Genomic DNA, 16,925 nt, shown 5'->3' with positions numbered 1-16,925 from the left:
CGGGGGAAGGGCCACGTGTCCCGCGCCGCGTGGCCGGTTGTGCCGCTTACCCGGGTGTGACCGCGGGAAACCTGGCTGACCGTGGCACCAAGCTGTCGAAACCGGTCCTCGAACATACGGACTGTGCTGGAGGCGGCCTAAGTTGACCACGTCAGAGGGGCGCGGTTCTGCCCGGAGGAAGCAACTTCCGAGAGGTTGACGTGGCGGATACGGGGATCGGTCTGGATGTGCGGTCGGAGTTGCTCTATCGCACGATGCTCCAGCGTGCGACATGGCGGACACGGGAATTGGCGCAAACTCTCGCATGGCCGGTGGACCAGGTGGTGAGGGTGGTGGACGCCCTGCGCGCCGAAGGTCTCGCCAGTGCCTCCGGGGAGGACGGCACGGCACTCCGGGCCGTCGAGCCGTGCATCGCTCTGCCGACGCTGCTGGCATCGCGGATGCGTGAGGGCCGTTCGCCGCAGCCCTGCCCGGTCCGCATCGGCAGGTTCATCGCCCTGCACGAACAGGCGGAGCGCTTCGGGGACGCCGGCGAGGGCGGTGAGAGCCGTCATGACGTGTCCGTCATGATCGAGCGGCTGGTCGCCAAGGTCGAGCGCGAGGTCGTGTTCCTCGTCCCCCACTACGCCGAGGGCGGCTTCGAGTTCTCCCGCCCCATCGTGGACATGGCGCTGAGGCGGGGTGCGAAGTGCCGGGCGGTCTGGGCGTCCTCGGTGATCAAGGCGCCGGGCGCCATGGCTCACGCCCAGTGGCTGACCCAGGAGGGCGCCGCGCTGCGCTCGGTCGGTACGCTGCCGCCCCGTGCGGTGATCATGGACAACGCCGTCGCCGTGGTGGTCGACGAGGCCGAAGGGATCCGCGTCGTCCGGTCCGCGGCCGAGCTGGAGCGGCTGAGCGCCCTCGCCGAGCGGTTCTGGGAGCGCGGAGCGACCGTACGGCAGACGGGGCGGCAGCCTGTCGCCACGACCCGCCGGCCCCGCTCGGAGATCGTCCTGCGCCTCCTGGCGGAAGGCCTCACGGACGATGCGATCGCCCGTCGGCTGGGGTGCAGTGTCCGTACCGTCCGCAACGACGTGGCCTCCGCCATGGAGGCACTTGACGCGCGTAGCCGCTTCCAGGCCGGGGCCCGCGCCATGCAGGTCGGCCTCATCTGACCGTCCGTCCACCACCGGACGGTGCGTCACCCTCCCGGAGGAGGGCTCCCCCTCACCGTCCACGACCCGAAGACGACCGCCCCCACGGTCGTGAGGGTTCTGCCGTGGCCGCTGTCACCAGGCCGGCGGCCCCGGCCCCACCGTGCACCCGCTGTCACCGGGTCCCTCGCGGTGGACGGCCGCCGCGGCATCCGTACGTCCCCGCGACCCGCCCCGCGCCCCGGCGGGGACCCGACATCCTGCCGAGCATGGCGCCCCAGGCCATACACAGTGGCCATGGAGCGCCGCCGGAAGGGCGCCTACGCTCGCCGCATGACCCCTCCTGCCCCCCGTGCCCCGTACGTCGACTCCGCCGCAGGCGCGGCCGTGAAGGCCGCCGACCGCGCGCATGTGTTCCACTCCTGGTCCGCCCAGGGCCTGATCGACCCGCTCGCCGTCGCCGGCGCCGAGGGGGCGTACTTCTGGGACTACGACGGCAACCGCTACCTGGACTTCACCAGCGGTCTCGTCTTCACCAACATCGGCTACCAGCACCCCACGGTCGTCGCCGCGATCCAGGAGCAGGCCGGCAGGCTCGCCACCTTCGCCCCCGCGTTCGCCGTCGAGGCGCGCTCCGAGGCCGCGCGCCTCATCGCCGAGCGCACCCCCGGCGACCTGGACAAGATCTTCTTCACCAACGGGGGCGCGGAGGCCGTCGAGAACGCCGTCCGGCTGGCCAGGCTGCACACCGGCCGCACGAAGATCCTCTCCGCCTACCGCTCGTACCACGGTGCCACCTCCACCGCGATCAACCTCACCGGGGACCCGCGCCGCTGGGCCTCCGACAACGGCTCGGCGGGTGTCGTCCGCTTCTGGGCGCCGTTCCTCTACCGCTCGCCCTTCTACGCGCGGACCGAGGCCGAGGAGTGCGCCCGCGCGCTGCAGCACCTGGAGGACACCCTCGCCTTCGAGGGCCCCTCGACCGTCGCCGCCGTCGTCCTGGAGACCATCCCCGGCACCGCGGGCATCATGCCGCCGCCGCCGGGCTACCTCGCCGGCGTCCGCGAGCTCTGCGACCGGTACGGGATCGTCTTCGTCCTGGACGAGGTGATGGCCGGATTCGGCCGCACCGGCGCGTGGTTCGCGGCCGACCACCACGAGGTCGTACCGGACCTGCTGACGTTCGCGAAGGGCGTCAACTCCGGGTACGTGCCCCTCGGCGGCGTCGCCATCAGCGCCGAGATCGCCGCCACCTTCGAGACCCGCCCCTACCCCGGCGGGCTCACCTACTCCGGCCACCCGCTGGCCTGTGCGGCAGCCGTCGCGACGATCAACGTGATGGAGGACGAGAAGATCGTCGAGAGTGCCGCACACCTCGGCGAGCACGTCCTCGGCCCCGGTCTGCGCGAGCTCGCCGCACGCCACCCGTCGGTCGGCGAGGTCCGCGGCCTCGGCGCGTTCTGGGCGCTGGAGCTGGTCCGGAACGGGGAGACCCGCGAACCGCTGGTGCCGTACAACGCGACGGGCGAGGCCAACGCCCCGATGGCGGCCTTCGGAGCGGCCTGCAGGAGGAACGGCCTCTGGCCCTTCATCAACATGAACCGCACCCACGTGGTGCCCGCCTGCAACGTCACCGAGGCCGAGGCCGAGGAGGGCCTCGCCGCCCTGGACGCGGCCCTCTCGGTGGCCGACGAGCACACCGTGTAGAACGCGCCGGACGGGGCGCCCCTGCCGGCCGGTCTAAGGTGACCGGAGCCGAGAACCGGGAGGGGCGTCATGGGTGTGCGCGGAGGTGTGACCCGCAGTACGCTGCGGCAGCAGATCGCCGACGCGCTGCGTGACGAGGTGCTCGCGGGGCGTCTGCGGCCGCGGGTCGAATTCACCGTCAAGCAGATCGCCGAGCAGTACGGGGTGTCCGCGACGCCCGTGCGCGAAGCGCTGTTCGACCTCTCCGCGCAGGGCCTCCTCGAATCCGACCAGCACCGCGGCTTCCGGGTCCGCGCCTTCAGCGTCGCCGACTACCGGTCCATGGTGGAGGCGCGAGCCCTGGTCATAGACGGGGTGTTCCGCGGAATCCTGGACGGTGCGGGCTCGGCGTCCGAGCTGCTCGCCGCCCACCACGCCACCATGGTCTCCGTGCGCCGCCGGGCCGAGGAGGCCGCCCGCGCGGCACGCTGCGGCGACCTCGACATCCTGATCGGCTACGACCTGCGGTTCTGGCGGGAGCTCGGCACGATCGTCGGCAACACCTACATCACCGACTTCCTGCACCGGCTGCGGGTGCAGGCATGGGTCTTCGCGGTGCCGTACCTGCGGGGGGACACCGACGTACGGGAATGGCTGTGGAACGGCCACCAGCGGCTCGTCGAGGCGATCACGGCCGCCGACCGGAGCGCGGTACGCGCGGTGCTGGACGACTACCACCGGCACGGGCTGAACTGGGCGGACCGGCTGGCCGCGGGCAACCCTCCGCACCCGGGCCACGGGGACGGCTGACCCGCACGCCGGCCGCCCCGTACCCCCGGAGCGCGGCCTGTCCGAGCGGTGGTCCACCCGCACTCTGTGCGCGGGGTCCCGGCCGCATTACGCTGTCCCGACCATCGCACGAACCCGTTGGAGAGCGAGACTTCGTGGCCTGTGACCTGTGGCTGGTCCCCCTCGTCGATGTGCTGTGCCACAGCCCCGACAACCCCTTCGCCGAAGAGATCGCCGTCTACGACAAGGCGCTGGGCGAGGCGGGCCTGCCGCCCGTTCCCGTCTACGCCTACATGCCCGGCCTCACGGGGGACGTCGCCCCGGTCGCCGGCTTCGACTACGACGCCCTGCACCTCCTGCGCCGTGCGTACCTGCTCCAGCTGAGCGGGCTCGCCGTCACGCCCGTCGACGCACTGGGCGGGGACTACGAGCAACTGCTGGAGATGTTCGAGCAGAACGCGCGGCAGTCACACCTGGTCTGGCACTACGACCACGCCGGGGCCTACGTCCCGCTGGACTTCCCCGCTCCGCTCTCCGACGACCAGCTGCTGGAGCGCGGCGGCCCGCTGGGCTCCTCGCACGGACTGCTGCGGGAACTGGAGTTCGTCGGCCCGGCCATCGGCATCGACCCGGCCAACCCCCCGGCCGCCCCGCTCCCGCCCATCGGTCCGACCACGCTGGAGGAACCGGCCGGCGCGATCCTGCACGACGAGAGCCCGTTCGCCCGCGAACGGCACGTCTGGCTGGGCCTGCACGCGGCGGCCACACGCAGCCTCGCACAGGGCTCGATGATCATCTTCAGCTGATCGCCGGGCACCCCGCCCCGGGCGCCGGCTCCCGGGGCGGCTCCCGACGGCGCACGCCCGCGGCTCGGCGAGCGCGTCCGCCGGGGGCGGACCGGGGGCGCTCAGCGGGGCGACTCCGGCGGCCGCTGGCGCGGCATGTTGGGCCGGGTCACCGAGGGCATGGTGACCCGGGCCGGATTGGCCCCCTGATCCGGCCGGCCACCCGGTCCGCCCGACACCAGCGACTGCATCCCCATGGGGGCGGGCCCGGCCCGGAACTCCACCATCCAGTCCGCCGTCTCCATGCGCACCAGCTCGGTGATGTCCTCCGAGAAACGGCGCAGCACCCCCAGGCACCGCTCCGCGGCCTCGCTGGCCGTGCCCTCGGTCGGCCCGAGCATCTCCCGTACGCACTCCGAGGCCCAGTCGAACTGCAGCACCTGGAGGCGCCGCTGCACGGCCTGTGCCGTCGCGAGGTTCCTTATCCAGCCCGAGGTCAGTCCGAAGTACCGGTCGCACCCCATGCAGGCGGCGCCGAGCAGCAACGACAGATAGCCCCAGCCGGCCGACCCGTGCAACTGCCCGGTCAGATCGAGCAGTGGAAGGGCCGCGCCCGCCACCACCCCGGCCGCCGTGCCGAGCCGCAGCAGCCTGGCCACGCGCCGCTTGCGCATCCGGTCGTGCAGATACCAGTCGGTGGTCTGCAGGGCGCCCGTCTCGACCCAGCGGTAGAGCTCGTCGAGCCGCTCGGCGGGCTCGCCCCAGTCACCGAGGGGGAAGGCGCGACCGGTCAGGTCCCGTGGGCCCGAACCGTAGCGCGAACCGGACCGGCCGGTTCCGGTACCCGCACCGGATCCCGCGCCGGACTCCTTGCGGTGCGGCCCCTCGGGCTGCATCTCCGGCTGACTCACCGGGGCACTCCTCTGCACTCTGGGTTCGGCGCGTATCGGCGCATGACTACGTGGATCGGCACGGCTCTCCGATGTGGGCAGGGGCGGATTCCGGCATATGACCCGGGCCCCACCCGTGTAACTCTGCGTTACCTGCGATGTGCGTGTGCGTACGGATACGCCTGCTCTTCCTACCGCCGAATGGTGGGCCGCGGGGTCGAAATCGCGGGATTCCCGGGTGTGCGCGGCCTCTGGTCAGGTATAGGAGCACGCCAGGCGCTTTTGGAAACTCACCCGAAAGAGTTGGTCCCCGGCGGGTGGGGCGTGGCGTCCGGCGAACACGTAGGCTCGGCGTACCGAAACAGTCCGTCGTCGAAGTGCCAGGAGTGACCGTGATTCCCGGTGGTGGCCAGCCCAACATGCAGCAGCTGCTCCAGCAGGCCCAGAAGATGCAGCAGGATCTCGCCGAGGCCCAGGAGGAGCTGGCCAGGACCGAGGTCGAGGGACAGGCGGGCGGTGGACTCGTGAAGGCCACCGTGACCGGGTCCGGCGAGCTCCGTGCCCTGGTGATCGACCCCAGGGCGGTGGACCCGGAGGACACCGAGACGCTCGCCGACCTCGTGGTCGCCGCGGTGCAGGCGGCGAACGAGAACGCGCAGCAGCTCCAGCAGCAGAAGCTGGGCCCGCTCGCCCAGGGCCTGGGCGGAATGCCCGGCCTCCCCTTCTGACGCACCGACTCCACAGACCTATGGCTACCCGGGCGTACCGGCTACGGTACGAGCAGGAATAAGGAAAGGCGTTCCGTTGTACGAAGGCGTGGTTCAGGAGCTCATCGACGAACTGGGCAGACTGCCCGGCGTCGGCCCCAAGAGCGCGCAGCGGATCGCCTTCCACATCCTGCAGGCCGAGCCCACCGACGTACGCCGTCTCGCCCATGCCCTCCTCGAGGTCAAGGACAAGGTCCGCTTCTGCGAGATCTGCGGCAACGTCGCCCAGCAGGAGCGGTGCGGGATCTGCCGGGACGCGCGGCGCGACCGGACGGTCATCTGCGTGGTCGAGGAGCCCAAGGACGTCGTCGCGATCGAGCGGACCCGTGAGTTCCGGGGCCGCTACCACGTGCTCGGTGGCGCGATCAGCCCGATCGAGGGCGTGGGCCCCGACGATCTGCGGATCAGGGAGCTGCTGACGCGGCTCGCGGACGGCTCCGTCACCGAGCTGATCCTGGCGACGGATCCCAACCTGGAGGGTGAGGCCACGGCGACGTACCTCGCCCGGATGGTCAAACCGATGGGCCTGCGGGTGACCCGGCTGGCCAGCGGACTGCCGGTGGGCGGCGACCTGGAGTACGCGGACGAGGTCACGCTCGGCCGTGCGTTCGAGGGGAGGCGGCTGCTCGATGTGTGACCTGGTATCTGACGTCGGCTTTACGTTCGGCGACGTTATGTTCTACCCACCGTTCGCGACCGTGCCCACGGGAGGTCCCCTCGATGTCTGACGCCACGCTGAACTCCGTCACGCAGGATCCGGACGATTTCGCCGTCCAGATCGCGGACCAGATCAAGACCTTCATCGTCGCGGTCACCGAGGTCTCCAAGGCCCAGGAGCCCGAGGAGGCCGTCCCCGTCCTGCTCCTGCAGGTCTCCCAGCTGCTGCTGGCCGGCGGGCGGCTCGGCGCGTACGAGGACATCCTCCCGGAGGAGCGCTACGAGCCCGACCTGGGCCCCGAGCCGGACGCGGACGGCCTGCGCGAGCGCTTCGCGGCGCTCCTGGAGCCGATCGACGTCTACTCCGAGGTCTTCGACCCGTACGAGCCGCGCAAGCCCCCCGTGCCGCACCGCATCTCGGACGACCTGGCCGAGCTCGTCGCGGAACTCGGCCACGGCCTGGCCCACTACGAGGCGGACCGCACGGCGGAGGCCATGTGGTGGTGGCAGTTCTCGTACTTCTCCAACTGGGGCTCCACCGCGTCGGCGGCCCTGCGCGCCCTCCAGTCCCTGATCGCCCACATCCGGCTGAACCAGCCCCTCCAGGAGCTCGACGGACTGGACACGGACCAGGACCCGGGCGACGGCGACCTGGCCGAGGAGGCGGGCCGTGTGATGGTCGAGGAGATCGCGGGGCCGCTGGGCCTGCGGCCGGTCAACTAGGTCTTCCGTCCGGAACGGGCCGTGGGCCCGGCTGTGTCGTGGGACACAGACAGGCGTGCGGGGCGGGTGAGTGGGCAGCAGCCCGGCTACGAGCGGTTCGGAGCGACACGCCGGACCATGTGGTGGGCGGGACATCTCACCATCTGGTAAGGACGGGTCGATTCCGGACTGCTCGTTAAACTGAGCCGACCGCACCATTATTGAGCGAGGAGCGCACGTGGGCCTTGTCGTGCAGAAGTACGGAGGCTCCTCCGTAGCCGATGCCGAGGGCATCAAGCGCGTCGCCAAGCGAATCGTCGATGCCAAGAAGAACGGCAACCAGGTGGTTGTCGTGGTGTCCGCGATGGGCGACACGACGGACGAGTTGATCGATCTCGCCGAGCAGGTATCCCCGATGCCTGCCGGGCGTGAGTTCGACATGCTGCTGACCGCCGGAGAGCGGATCTCCATGGCCCTCCTGGCGATGGCGATCAAGAACCTGGGCCATGAGGCGCAGTCGTTCACGGGCAGCCAGGCCGGTGTCATCACCGACTCGGTCCACAACAAAGCGCGCATCATCGATGTCACGCCGGGCCGCATCCGGACCTCGATCGACGAGGGCAACATCGCCATCGTCGCCGGGTTCCAGGGCGTGAGCCAGGAGGGCAAGAACATCACCACCCTCGGCCGCGGCGGGTCCGACACCACCGCGGTCGCGCTGGCCGCGGCGCTGGACGCCGAGGTCTGTGAGATCTACACCGATGTGGACGGGGTCTTCACCGCCGACCCCCGGGTCGTGAAGAAGGCCCGGAAGATCGACTGGATCTCCTTCGAGGACATGCTGGAGCTGGCCGCGTCCGGCTCCAAGGTGCTGCTCCACCGCTGTGTCGAGTACGCACGCCGCTACAACATCCCGATCCACGTGCGCTCGTCCTTCTCCGGACTGCGCGGCACGTGGGTCAGCAACGAGCCGCAAGGGGACCAGCAGGTGGAGCACGCCATCATCTCCGGAGTCGCCCACGACGTCTCCGAGGCCAAGGTCACGGTCGTCGGCGTGCCGGACAAGCCCGGTGAGGCCGCGGCGATCTTCCGCGCGATCGCGGACGCCGAGATCAACATGGACATGGTGGTCCAGAACGTCTCCGCCGCGTCGACCGGTCTGACCGACATCACGTTCACGCTTCCCAAGGCGGACGGCCGCAAGGCCATCGACGCCCTGGAGCGCAACCGGGCGGGCATCGGCTTCGAGTCGCTGCGCTACGACGACCAGATCGCGAAGATCTCCCTGGTCGGCGCGGGGATGAAGACCAACCCCGGCGTCACCGCCGGCTTCTTCGAGGCGCTGTCCGACGTCGGCGTGAACATCGAGCTGATCTCGACGTCCGAGATCCGCATCTCGGTGGTCACCCGGGTCGACGACGTCAACGAGGCCGTGCGCGCCGTGCACACCGCCTTCGGCCTCGACAGCGACTCGGACGAGGCCGTCGTCTACGGGGGCACCGGCCGATGACGCGACGCCGCCCTTCGCTCGCGGTCGTGGGAGCGACCGGGGCGATCGGTGGTGTCATGCTCCAGATCCTTTCGCAGCACGCGGACGTCTGGGGCGAGGTGAAGCTGATCGCCTCCCCGCGTGCGGCCGGCCGCAAGCTGGTCGTACGCGGGGAGGAGACCGAGGTCCTCGCGCTCGCCGAGGACGTGTTCGACGACGTGGACGTGGCTCTCTTCCTGGTGCCGGACGAGGTGTCCGCACAGTGGGTGCCGGTCGCCGCGTCGAAGGGCGTCGTGGTCGTCGACGACTCCGCGGCGTTCCGGCTGGACGACGACGTTCCCCTGGTCGTCCCCGAGATCAACCCCCATGCCGTGCGGCTCAGGCCTCGCGGCATCGTCGCGTCCCCGAACTGCACCACGCTGTCGCTGATCGTCGCGGTCGGCGCGCTGCACGCCGAGTTCGGGCTGCGGGAGCTGATCGTCTCGTCCTACCAGGCGGTCAGCGGCGCGGGCCGCGACGGGGTCGCCGCACTGCGCGAGCAGCTGTCGCTGGTGGCCGGTACGGAGCTGGGCACGCGCCCCGGGGACGTGCGCCGGGCGCTGGGCGACGCCGAGGGCGGCCCCTTCGCCGCTCCCGTCGCGCTGAACGTCGTGCCGTGGGCCGGCACCGACGCCGGGGACGGCTGGTCCTCCGAGGAGCTGGCCATCCGCGCGGAGTGCCGGAAGGTCCTGGGCCTGCCCGAGCTGAAGGTCACGGCGACCTGCGTGTACGTACCCGTCGTCGCCACGCACTCCATGTCCGTCCACGCCCGCTTCGAGAACGAGGTGACCGTGGCCGGCGCGCACGAGATCCTGGCGGCCGCGCCGGGTGTGGTGCTCTTCGACAGTCCGGCGGCCGGTGACTTCCCCACGCCGTCCGATGTCGTGGGCACGGATCCGACCTGGGTGGGGCGGGTGCGGCGGTCGATGGACGATCCGCACGCCGTCGAGATGTTCATCTGCGGAGATAATCTCCGAAAAGGTGCAGCTCTGAATGTCGCCGAGATCGCCGAATCCGTGGCTGGGGAATTCGCTCGGGTTTGATCGAACTTGTTTTGTACGATCTGTGTGCGCCCTATGGGGAACTAGCTGGTCTGAACCTCTTGAGCTGGGGCGTTGCCATATCCGACGATGATCTCCTGGCCCCCTGCAACCGCTAGTCGGCTGCGGCGCGTCTATGCCGTCACTTCTTGCGTGGGCTGGATGCGTTTACGGGGCATTTGGGGAAGAGCAGGTACGAATGAGGGCATGTCGCACAGCATCGAACGCGGTGCCGTTCGCGTACAACCCTGACGGGGGGAAGCGTGTCCAACTGGCGTGGCAGAGGTTCTCGACATCACAGTGGTGGGCCCGTTGCGAGGCGCTTCGGTGCGTCCGCTCCGGCGGCCCCGCGCAGCCGGCGGTATGCCGGTGATCGCGCCCGTCCCCGCCGCGCGGTCCACCCGGCTGCCCTCGCAGCGCGAGAGCGCTGAGGAGACGGTGGCGGCAGGAACCACGGTCGACCATCTCACCGAGACGTACCGCGCCCACTACCGGTCGCTGCTGGGCCTCGCGGCCCTCCTGCTGGACGACACGGCGTCCTGCGAGGACGTCGTGCAGGAGGCGTTCATCCGCGTGCACTCGGCCCGTAACCGGGTGCGTGATCCGGAGAAGACCCTGGCGTATCTCCGCCAGACGGTGGTCAACCTGTCCCGCTCCGCGCTGCGTCGCCGCATCCTCGGGCTGAAGCTGCTCTCCAAGCCGATGCCGGACATGGCCAGTGCCGAGGAGGGGGCCTACGACCAGCTGGAGCGGGACGCGCTGATCAAGGCGATGAAAGGCCTGCAGCGCCGTCAGCGTGAGGTGCTGGTGCTGCGCTACTTCTCGGACATGACGGAGGCCCAGGTCGCGGAGGCGCTGGGCATATCGCTGGGTTCGGTGAAGGCATACGGCTCCCGCGGGATCGCGGCGCTGCGCGTCGTGATGGAGGCGCAGGCATGAGCGGCCCCGAGCACAGGCACGACGATGACCGGACTGGAAACGGAATTGTGAACGACGGCCCGGACGACACCCCGAACACCGAACCGGAGCAGGACGGTGAACGGGAGCAGAGCGAGGACGCGGTCGGCGGCGGCGCGGAAGAGGCCCCGGCCCCACGGCCGGTGGCGAACGCCTCGGGCGTGGCCACGGCGGCCCTCGGGACGGCTGCCTCCGGGACGCACCAGGCCGGTGAGGCCGGTGCTCCCGGCGGGGGCACGCTGACCGAGCTCTTCGGGGGCGGAACCTCCGGCGGAACGGACATGGACGAGGTCGCGCTGCGCCGCATGCTGCAGGGCGCGGTCCAGAGCCTCGAACCCTCCGACGGCACCCTCGACCACCTGCACCGCGCGGTGCCCGCCCGGCGCGCCAGGCGGCGTCAGGCCGTGGTGGGGGCGGCGGCCGCGGCGCTGCTGATCGGTACGGCCGTGCCCGCGTTCGTCCACGTGGCGAACTCCGACGGCTCGGCCACCGCCAACCCGGCCATCGCCGGCCACGGCCAGCAGGCGCAGGGCGGCAACGGCCAGGACGCGGGCGCAGAAGCCGGCAGCGAGCAGAGCGCCGGCCACGCCACCCAGCAGAACGAGGGCGTGAACGGCGAGGCGGACAGCTCGACGGCTCCGTCGCAGGACACCGGCTCGCAGGACGAGGGCAGCGGGACGGCCGGCCTGGAGGATTCACCGGGCACCGAGGTGGCGTCCTTGCCGGTCTGCGGCGCCGACCAGCTCGGTGTCGCCTCCGCCCAGTCGGGCTCGGCGGGCGCGGACGGCACGGTGTACGGCAGTTTCCGGATCGCCAACGTGTCCGACAAGGGCTGTTCCGTGACGAGTGACGGCACGGTGGGCTTCCAGGCGGGCGGCGCCGCGGATCCGCTGAAGATCACCGTCGTGCGGCACACCGCGGGCGGCCCGGCGGCCGGTCTTCCCGATCCGTCGCTGGAGCCGGGGACGGTGCTGCTGAAGCCGGCCATGGCCTACGAGGTGCGGTTCGCCTGGGTGCCGTCGGACACCTGCCCGACCGGCGGGGGTTCTCCGAGCCCGACACCGACGGAGGGCGAGGGCGGCGGCATCGGCGGTTCCTCAGGGAGCGACTCGGGGTCGACGGACACGGTGCCGCAGTTCGGCAGTGCGGAGGGCGGCCCGGCGGACGGCACCGTCGCGGTCACCCACACGCCGGAGTCGGGGGCACCGACGGCGCAGACCACGATCTCCCGAGCCTGCGCCGGGACGATCTACCACACGGGCGTCCTGGACGCCTCGTAGCAGGAGACCGCCGGACCCGGGCACGCCATGCCGGGCAGTTCGCGAAGGGGCCCGCCGGATCCGGCGGGCCCCTTCGCGTGGTACTGCCGGGGTCTCAGCCGGCGTCGGCCGCGAGTCCCAGCTCCACGTCGCGTGCCGCCTCCGCCTCGCGGCGCACCAGCCGGAACCACATGAAGAGCACGAAGCCGCCGAAGACGAACCACTCGCCCGTGTAGCCGAGGTTCTGGAAGGCCTTCAGGTCCAGCCCGCTGCCCTGCGCCGCCGCGGCGGGCACGGGCTTCATCGCTCCGCCCGTGCCACCGGGTTCGGGCTCGGTCAGGGTCACCCAGGCGTCGTACATGTCGTACGGGACGAGGTTCACCAGAGATGCCGCGCTGATCATGCCGAGCTGGCCCTCGGGCAGCCCGCCCCGGAGGTCGACGCCGTCGCTGCTCGTGTTCTCGGAGGCCTGCAGATCACCGGTCACCGTGACCTCGCCGGCCGGTGCCGCCGGCACCACGGCGTTGTCCGCGGTGCCGGGCATCCAGCCCCGTACGACCGGCAGGGTCTTGCCGCCGTCGGTCCGCAGCAGGTTCAGCACGTAGAAGCCGTCACGGTCGTCCAACGTGCGTCCGGGGACCAGGAACTGGTCGGCATACGTGCCCGTGGCCACGGCCGGGCGGCCCGAGGTCTCCGTGCTCACGGGCAACAACTCGTCGAGCGGCTTCGCGGTCCGGGTGCCCGGATCGGGCCTCTTCCCGGCCTCCTCGTGCGACTGCACACGGTCCTCGAAACGGCCGAGCTGCCAGGTGCCCATGAACACGCAGAACGGGATGGCGAGCACGACGAAGAGGTTGATCCCCCACCACCGCGGGGTCAGCAGGAACCTGTACACCCCCCCACGGTACGGTTCCCCGCTCCGGGCGGACGGAGCGGGGTGCACCGTTTATCCGGTCCTTATGCCTGCCCCAGGTGCCGCAGGGCGAAGTCCAGCTCCAGCCGGACCTGCTTGATCCGCTCCTCCACGACGAGCGAGCCGTGGCCCGCGTCGTACCGGTACACCTCGTGGACGGCGCCGCGCGCGGCGAGGCGGTCCACATAGTTGTCCACCTGGCGGATCGGGCAGCGCGGATCGTTGACGCCGGCGGAGATGTAGACCGGGGCGCGCACGGCATCCACGTATGTCAGCGGGGACGAGGCCTCGAAGCGCTCCGGCACCTCCTCCGGCGTCCCGCCCAGCAGGGTGCGGTCCATCGCCTTCAGGGCCTCCATCTCGTCGTGGTATGCCGTGACGTAGTCGGCGACCGGGACCGCCGCCAGCCCGAGGGCCCAGGAATCCGGCTGCGTACCGAGACCGAGCAGGGTCAGATAGCCGCCCCACGAGCCTCCGGCGAGGACCAGCCGCGCCGGGTCCGCGAGGCCCGACTTCACCGCCCAGTCCCGGACCGCGGCGATGTCCTCCAGCTCGATCAGCCCGACCCGGTGCTTGAGCGCGTCCGTCCATGCGCGGCCGTAGCCCGTAGACCCGCGGTAGTTGACCCGCACGACGGCGAAACCGTGGTCCACCCAGGCGGCGGGACCGGACGCGAAGGCGTCGCTGTCGTGCCAGGTGGGCCCGCCATGTATCTCGAAGACGGTGGGGAACGGGCCCTCGCCGGTCGTGGGCGTCTGCACCAGGGCGTGGACACGTCCCCCGGGGCCGTCCACCCATGCGTCCCGCACCGGCACCGAGACGGGGGCCCTGGCCCCCGGCGGATCGAGGACGACGGCCCCGGTGGTGGACCGCACGACGGGCGGCTGCGCGGCCGACGACCACAGATACTCCACCGTGCCGTCAGGGCGGGCCGTGGCCCCCGACACCGTCCCGGCCGGGGTGTCGACCCGCACCGGCTCCTCCGCGCCCGGCTCGTACCGCCACAGCTCGCTGCGGGCCTCGAAGCTGTGCTCGATCAGCAGCGCCGAGCCGTCCGGATACCACTCGGCACCCACGTCGCCGGGCAGATCGACCGGCAGGTCCGTCTGGGTCCCCGCGACCGGATCCCAGATCATCGGCTCCCAGCGTCCGCGGCGCTGGTGCCCGACGAGCAGCCGGGTGTCACCGGCCACCGGTGCGAAGCCCAGCACCGACAGTCCCAGCTCCTTCGTGCCCCCCTCGGTGTCGTCCAGCTCGGCGACCGTGGAACCGTCCGGACCCACCACCCGCAGGGCGGAGTGCATCGCGTCACCGTGCTCGGTGTGCTCCAGTGCGATCAGCGTGCCGTCGTGGGACAGGTCGCCGACCCCGGCGGACTCCCGGTGCCGGTAGATCTCGTGGACCACCCCGGCGCGGACGACATGGACCGTCGTACCGTCCTCGTCGGTCGACCGGCCGACCACCGCGGTCCCGTCGCGTCCGATCGCCAGCCCGGCGGGGTAGGAGGGCTCCAGACCGGGCACGGCCGGCTCGTCCGCGCCGCCGCCGAAAGGCTGCCGCATCCACACCCCGAACTCGTCGCCGTCGGTGTCCGAGAACCACCACACGGCCTCGCCGTCCGGGGTCAGCACGCCGTCGGTCGTCCCGTTGGGCCGGTCCGTGACCTGGCGCTGCTCACCGGTCGACCGGTCCCAGGCGTACAGCTCGTACGTACCGGTCGCGTTGGAGACGAACAGCGATCGGTGGGGAGCGTCCTGCGCCCAGTCGGGCAGGGAGACGCGGGCGGCGCGGAAACGCTGCTCCCACTCCGGCAACTGCTCCGGCACCGGCGCTTCGTTCTGTGTGTCGCTCATGACCCCCATCAAACCCGATGCGGACACCACGCCGGGCGGCCTGTGGACAACTGTGCGCGCACACCCCTGACCTGTGGACAACTTTCCCCGCATGCGCGCACGGACGCCGACGACCGGCACACCTCCGACCGTGCGCGAGGACGAACGCGAACGCCTGGCCGTCCACGTGGCCGGCCGGCGGCTGACGGAGCCCGGCCCACGGCCGATTGTCAGTGGCGGGGACCACACTCGGACCCATGACTGACAGGGCCGACAGGGCAGAGAAGAGCGACAGGGCCGCCACCCCGTACGGAACGCCCGAGGTGCGGGCCGCCGTGGAGGCGTACTGGGCCGCGGCGGACGCCCGCGACTGGGACGCGTTCGCCGCCACCCTCGCCGACGACGTGGTCTACGACCTGCCGCAGAGCCGGGAGCGGATCCGCGGCAAGGAGCGGTACGTGCGCTTCAACCGGGAGTACCCCGGGGACTGGCACGTCCGGATCGAGCAGCTCGTGGCCGACGGGGAGGGGCGGCAGGCCGCCGCGCGGACGCTGGTCACGGTCGGCCTCGACCGGATGCACGCCATCCACTTCTTCACGTTCGACGCCGAGGGACGGATCGCCACGGTGACGGACTTCTGGCCCGATCCGTACGAACCCCCGGCGGGCCGGGACCACCTGGCCGAGCGGTACTGACCGCTCCCGGCAGCGGTACGGCGGCACCACCGGATCCGTTCCGGTGGTGCCGCCGTGGGGGCCTGAACGCTCTACGTGCGTTACGCCGCGGAGCGGAAGGCGGGCAGGTAACCGCCCGACTGCCCGCTCGCCTTGGGGTGGTACGAGTTGGTGATCGGGAACGACACGCTGTGGATCCAGGCGTCACCCGAGCAGAGCTCGTGCCCGGTGAACTCGTCCACCACGCTGGAGAAGGCGAACCCGGCGTTGGCCGCCCGCTTGGCGATCACGTCGTTCAGGATGTTCGAAGCATTGTTGATGGCCCCGCGCTCGGTCTCGGTGAGCCCGGCGATGCAGCTGCCCGAGAGCTTGTAGAAGCGCGGGTACCCCAGCACCACCACACGGGCCTGCGGTGCCCGCGCGTCGATGCCGCTGTAGAGCGAGTCGAGCTTGCCCGGCAGTGTGTTCTGCGCCTGCGAGATCGCCGTGTTCACCCGGCTGACACAGGTGGCCTCGCTCTGCAGCACGCAGGTCGTCATGACGTCCGCGAACCCGACGTCGTTGCCGCCGGCCGTGACGCTGACGAGCGTGGTGGACGAACTCAGCGCGCCCAGCTGGCCGCTGGACACGCTGCTGGTGGTGGCACCCGAGCAGGCGACGAACTTGAACGAGGACGGTGCGTTCGCGTTGGCCCAGAGGGAGGGGTAGGCGTTGGTGCTGCGCTTGCAGTCACCGCTCTCGGAGGTGTAGCTGCCGGCACCGACACCGGAGGAGTAGGAGTCACCGAGAGCGACGTAGTTGGCGCCCGCGGCGGAAGCAGGCTGCGCGACGCCGAGCGCGGCCGCTGCGGCGATGGCGAGAGTGGAGACGGATGCCCAGAAGGTACGTACTGACATGGGGCTGCCAGCCCTTCGAAATGTGGGGGACGGGTGGGGAGTTCAAGGAGCGAGCATGTTTCTAGCAGCCCGCGGTACCCGTCGGTAATAGCCGCGAAGGAAGTCGTCTGATATGCCCGAATGATCGTTTGGTTGCCGATGCTCCGCGCGTAGATAAACCTGCGTCGGGCCTAAAAACTTCGAATTCGCGGATCGTCTGCGACACCCCCGCGACTTCTCTGAGTCACCATCAGGAGCGGCTCATGGGAGCCTCGCCGGCCCACCGAGGCCACGGCGACCGTCCCCCGACCGGCCTCCGCCCCGCACACGGAAGCGGCCGCCAGGAATCCCTGGCCGCGCACAGCTGTCCGGCAGGTCGTGACCCACCGCCCTCTGTCAGCGATGTCCACAATTCTCACACGATCGGATGAATGTGAA

16 protein-coding genes are annotated in these 16,925 nt (G+C 71.0%); 12 read left to right on the top strand and 4 right to left on the bottom strand.

Annotated elements, in window-relative coordinates; all coding sequences use genetic code 11:
• Positions 1–311: 311 nt before the first annotated feature.
• The 4 genes from AB0F38_RS30205 to AB0F38_RS30190 all read left to right on the top strand — a co-directional run bounded on the left by AB0F38_RS30205 (position 312) and on the right by AB0F38_RS30190 (position 4,414).
• A complete protein-coding gene (locus AB0F38_RS30205; RefSeq protein ID WP_361900192.1) occupies positions 312–1,154 on the top strand; it encodes a LuxR C-terminal-related transcriptional regulator in 843 nt (280 codons plus the stop codon).
• A gap of 312 nt (positions 1,155–1,466) precedes the next feature.
• Positions 1,467–2,840, top strand: coding sequence for an aspartate aminotransferase family protein (locus tag AB0F38_RS30200; protein WP_361900189.1), 1,374 nt, complete (start codon positions 1,467–1,469; stop codon positions 2,838–2,840).
• Positions 2,841–2,909: 69 nt separating this feature from the next.
• Complete coding sequence (locus AB0F38_RS30195; protein WP_361900186.1) at positions 2,910–3,629, top strand: GntR family transcriptional regulator; 720 nt, start codon at positions 2,910–2,912, stop codon at positions 3,627–3,629.
• Between the two features lie 134 nt (positions 3,630–3,763).
• Positions 3,764–4,414, top strand: coding sequence for a hypothetical protein (locus tag AB0F38_RS30190; protein WP_361900183.1), 651 nt, complete (start codon positions 3,764–3,766; stop codon positions 4,412–4,414).
• Between the two features lie 101 nt (positions 4,415–4,515).
• On the opposite strand, the gene AB0F38_RS30185 is transcribed toward AB0F38_RS30190, so the two are convergent.
• Entirely contained in the window at positions 4,516–5,304 is a 789-nt protein-coding gene (locus AB0F38_RS30185; RefSeq protein WP_361900180.1) for an SLATT domain-containing protein, read from the bottom strand.
• A 371-nt stretch (positions 5,305–5,675) separates the two neighbouring features.
• Here AB0F38_RS30185 and AB0F38_RS30180 point away from each other — a divergent pair, with 371 nt between their 5' ends.
• From AB0F38_RS30180 to AB0F38_RS30150, 7 genes are all read left to right on the top strand, one after another.
• A complete protein-coding gene (locus tag AB0F38_RS30180) occupies positions 5,676–6,011 on the top strand; it encodes a YbaB/EbfC family nucleoid-associated protein (RefSeq protein WP_361900257.1) in 336 nt (111 codons plus the stop codon).
• Between the two features lie 76 nt (positions 6,012–6,087).
• Entirely contained in the window at positions 6,088–6,687 is a 600-nt protein-coding gene (recR, locus tag AB0F38_RS30175) for a recombination mediator RecR (protein ID WP_361900178.1), read from the top strand.
• Between the two features lie 83 nt (positions 6,688–6,770).
• Positions 6,771–7,430: a DUF5063 domain-containing protein gene (locus AB0F38_RS30170; RefSeq protein WP_361900176.1), complete on the top strand. Its 660-nt coding sequence runs from the start codon at positions 6,771–6,773 to the stop codon at positions 7,428–7,430.
• A 217-nt stretch (positions 7,431–7,647) separates the two neighbouring features.
• Positions 7,648–8,919: an aspartate kinase gene (locus AB0F38_RS30165; RefSeq protein WP_361900173.1), complete on the top strand. Its 1,272-nt coding sequence runs from the start codon at positions 7,648–7,650 to the stop codon at positions 8,917–8,919.
• Positions 8,916–9,980 carry an aspartate-semialdehyde dehydrogenase gene (locus AB0F38_RS30160; RefSeq protein ID WP_361900170.1) on the top strand — a complete coding sequence of 355 codons (1,065 nt, stop codon included), beginning with the start codon at positions 8,916–8,918 and terminating at the stop codon, positions 9,978–9,980. Before AB0F38_RS30165 ends, AB0F38_RS30160 begins: the two co-directional genes overlap by 4 nt.
• Before the next feature lie 360 nt (positions 9,981–10,340).
• The gene (locus tag AB0F38_RS30155; protein ID WP_361900167.1) at positions 10,341–10,916 is read left to right on the top strand and encodes a SigE family RNA polymerase sigma factor; all 576 of its coding nucleotides are present in this window, start codon (positions 10,341–10,343) and stop codon (positions 10,914–10,916) included.
• Positions 10,913–12,214 carry a hypothetical protein gene (locus AB0F38_RS30150; protein ID WP_361900164.1) on the top strand — a complete coding sequence of 434 codons (1,302 nt, stop codon included), beginning with the start codon at positions 10,913–10,915 and terminating at the stop codon, positions 12,212–12,214. The genes AB0F38_RS30155 and AB0F38_RS30150 overlap by 4 nt, the downstream gene beginning before the upstream one ends.
• A gap of 94 nt (positions 12,215–12,308) precedes the next feature.
• Here the strand turns inward: AB0F38_RS30150 and AB0F38_RS30145 are convergent, their stop codons facing one another.
• Complete coding sequence (locus tag AB0F38_RS30145) at positions 12,309–13,088, bottom strand: SURF1 family protein (protein ID WP_361900161.1); 780 nt, start codon at positions 13,086–13,088, stop codon at positions 12,309–12,311.
• A 62-nt stretch (positions 13,089–13,150) separates the two neighbouring features.
• The gene (locus AB0F38_RS30140) at positions 13,151–14,968 is read right to left on the bottom strand and encodes a prolyl oligopeptidase family serine peptidase (protein WP_361900158.1); all 1,818 of its coding nucleotides are present in this window, start codon (positions 14,966–14,968) and stop codon (positions 13,151–13,153) included.
• 227 nt (positions 14,969–15,195) lie between these two features.
• Between AB0F38_RS30140 and AB0F38_RS30135 the strand changes: the two genes are divergently transcribed.
• Positions 15,196–15,633, top strand: coding sequence for a nuclear transport factor 2 family protein (locus AB0F38_RS30135; RefSeq protein ID WP_361900155.1), 438 nt, complete (start codon positions 15,196–15,198; stop codon positions 15,631–15,633).
• A gap of 80 nt (positions 15,634–15,713) precedes the next feature.
• Here AB0F38_RS30135 and AB0F38_RS30130 read toward each other — a convergent pair whose 3' ends face one another.
• A complete protein-coding gene (locus AB0F38_RS30130) occupies positions 15,714–16,508 on the bottom strand; it encodes an SGNH/GDSL hydrolase family protein (RefSeq protein WP_361900152.1) in 795 nt (264 codons plus the stop codon).
• Positions 16,509–16,925 lie beyond the last annotated feature (417 nt).

The organism is Streptomyces sp. NPDC025273, from assembly GCF_040638585.1.
Lineage (GTDB): Bacteria > Actinomycetota > Actinomycetes > Streptomycetales > Streptomycetaceae > Streptomyces > Streptomyces cinereorectus.
This window is presented reverse-complemented; position numbering and strand designations above follow the sequence as displayed.

What these genes read in the sequence shown, in the direction of transcription:
- AB0F38_RS30200 (WP_361900189.1), top strand. Translation starts at nt 1,467, where the DNA reads ATGACCCCTCCTGCCCCCCGTGCCCCGTACGTCGACTCCGCCGCAGGC.
- AB0F38_RS30195 (WP_361900186.1), top strand. Translation starts at nt 2,910, where the DNA reads ATGGGTGTGCGCGGAGGTGTGACCCGCAGTACGCTGCGGCAGCAGATC.
- AB0F38_RS30170 (WP_361900176.1), top strand. Translation starts at nt 6,771, where the DNA reads ATGTCTGACGCCACGCTGAACTCCGTCACGCAGGATCCGGACGATTTC.
- AB0F38_RS30160 (WP_361900170.1), top strand. Translation starts at nt 8,916, where the DNA reads ATGACGCGACGCCGCCCTTCGCTCGCGGTCGTGGGAGCGACCGGGGCG.
- AB0F38_RS30155 (WP_361900167.1), top strand. Translation starts at nt 10,341, where the DNA reads ATGCCGGTGATCGCGCCCGTCCCCGCCGCGCGGTCCACCCGGCTGCCC.
- AB0F38_RS30150 (WP_361900164.1), top strand. Translation starts at nt 10,913, where the DNA reads ATGAGCGGCCCCGAGCACAGGCACGACGATGACCGGACTGGAAACGGA.
- AB0F38_RS30140 (WP_361900158.1), bottom strand. Translation starts at nt 14,968, where the DNA reads ATGGGGGTCATGAGCGACACACAGAACGAAGCGCCGGTGCCGGAGCAG.
- AB0F38_RS30135 (WP_361900155.1), top strand. Translation starts at nt 15,196, where the DNA reads ATGACTGACAGGGCCGACAGGGCAGAGAAGAGCGACAGGGCCGCCACC.
- AB0F38_RS30130 (WP_361900152.1), bottom strand. Translation starts at nt 16,508, where the DNA reads ATGTCAGTACGTACCTTCTGGGCATCCGTCTCCACTCTCGCCATCGCC.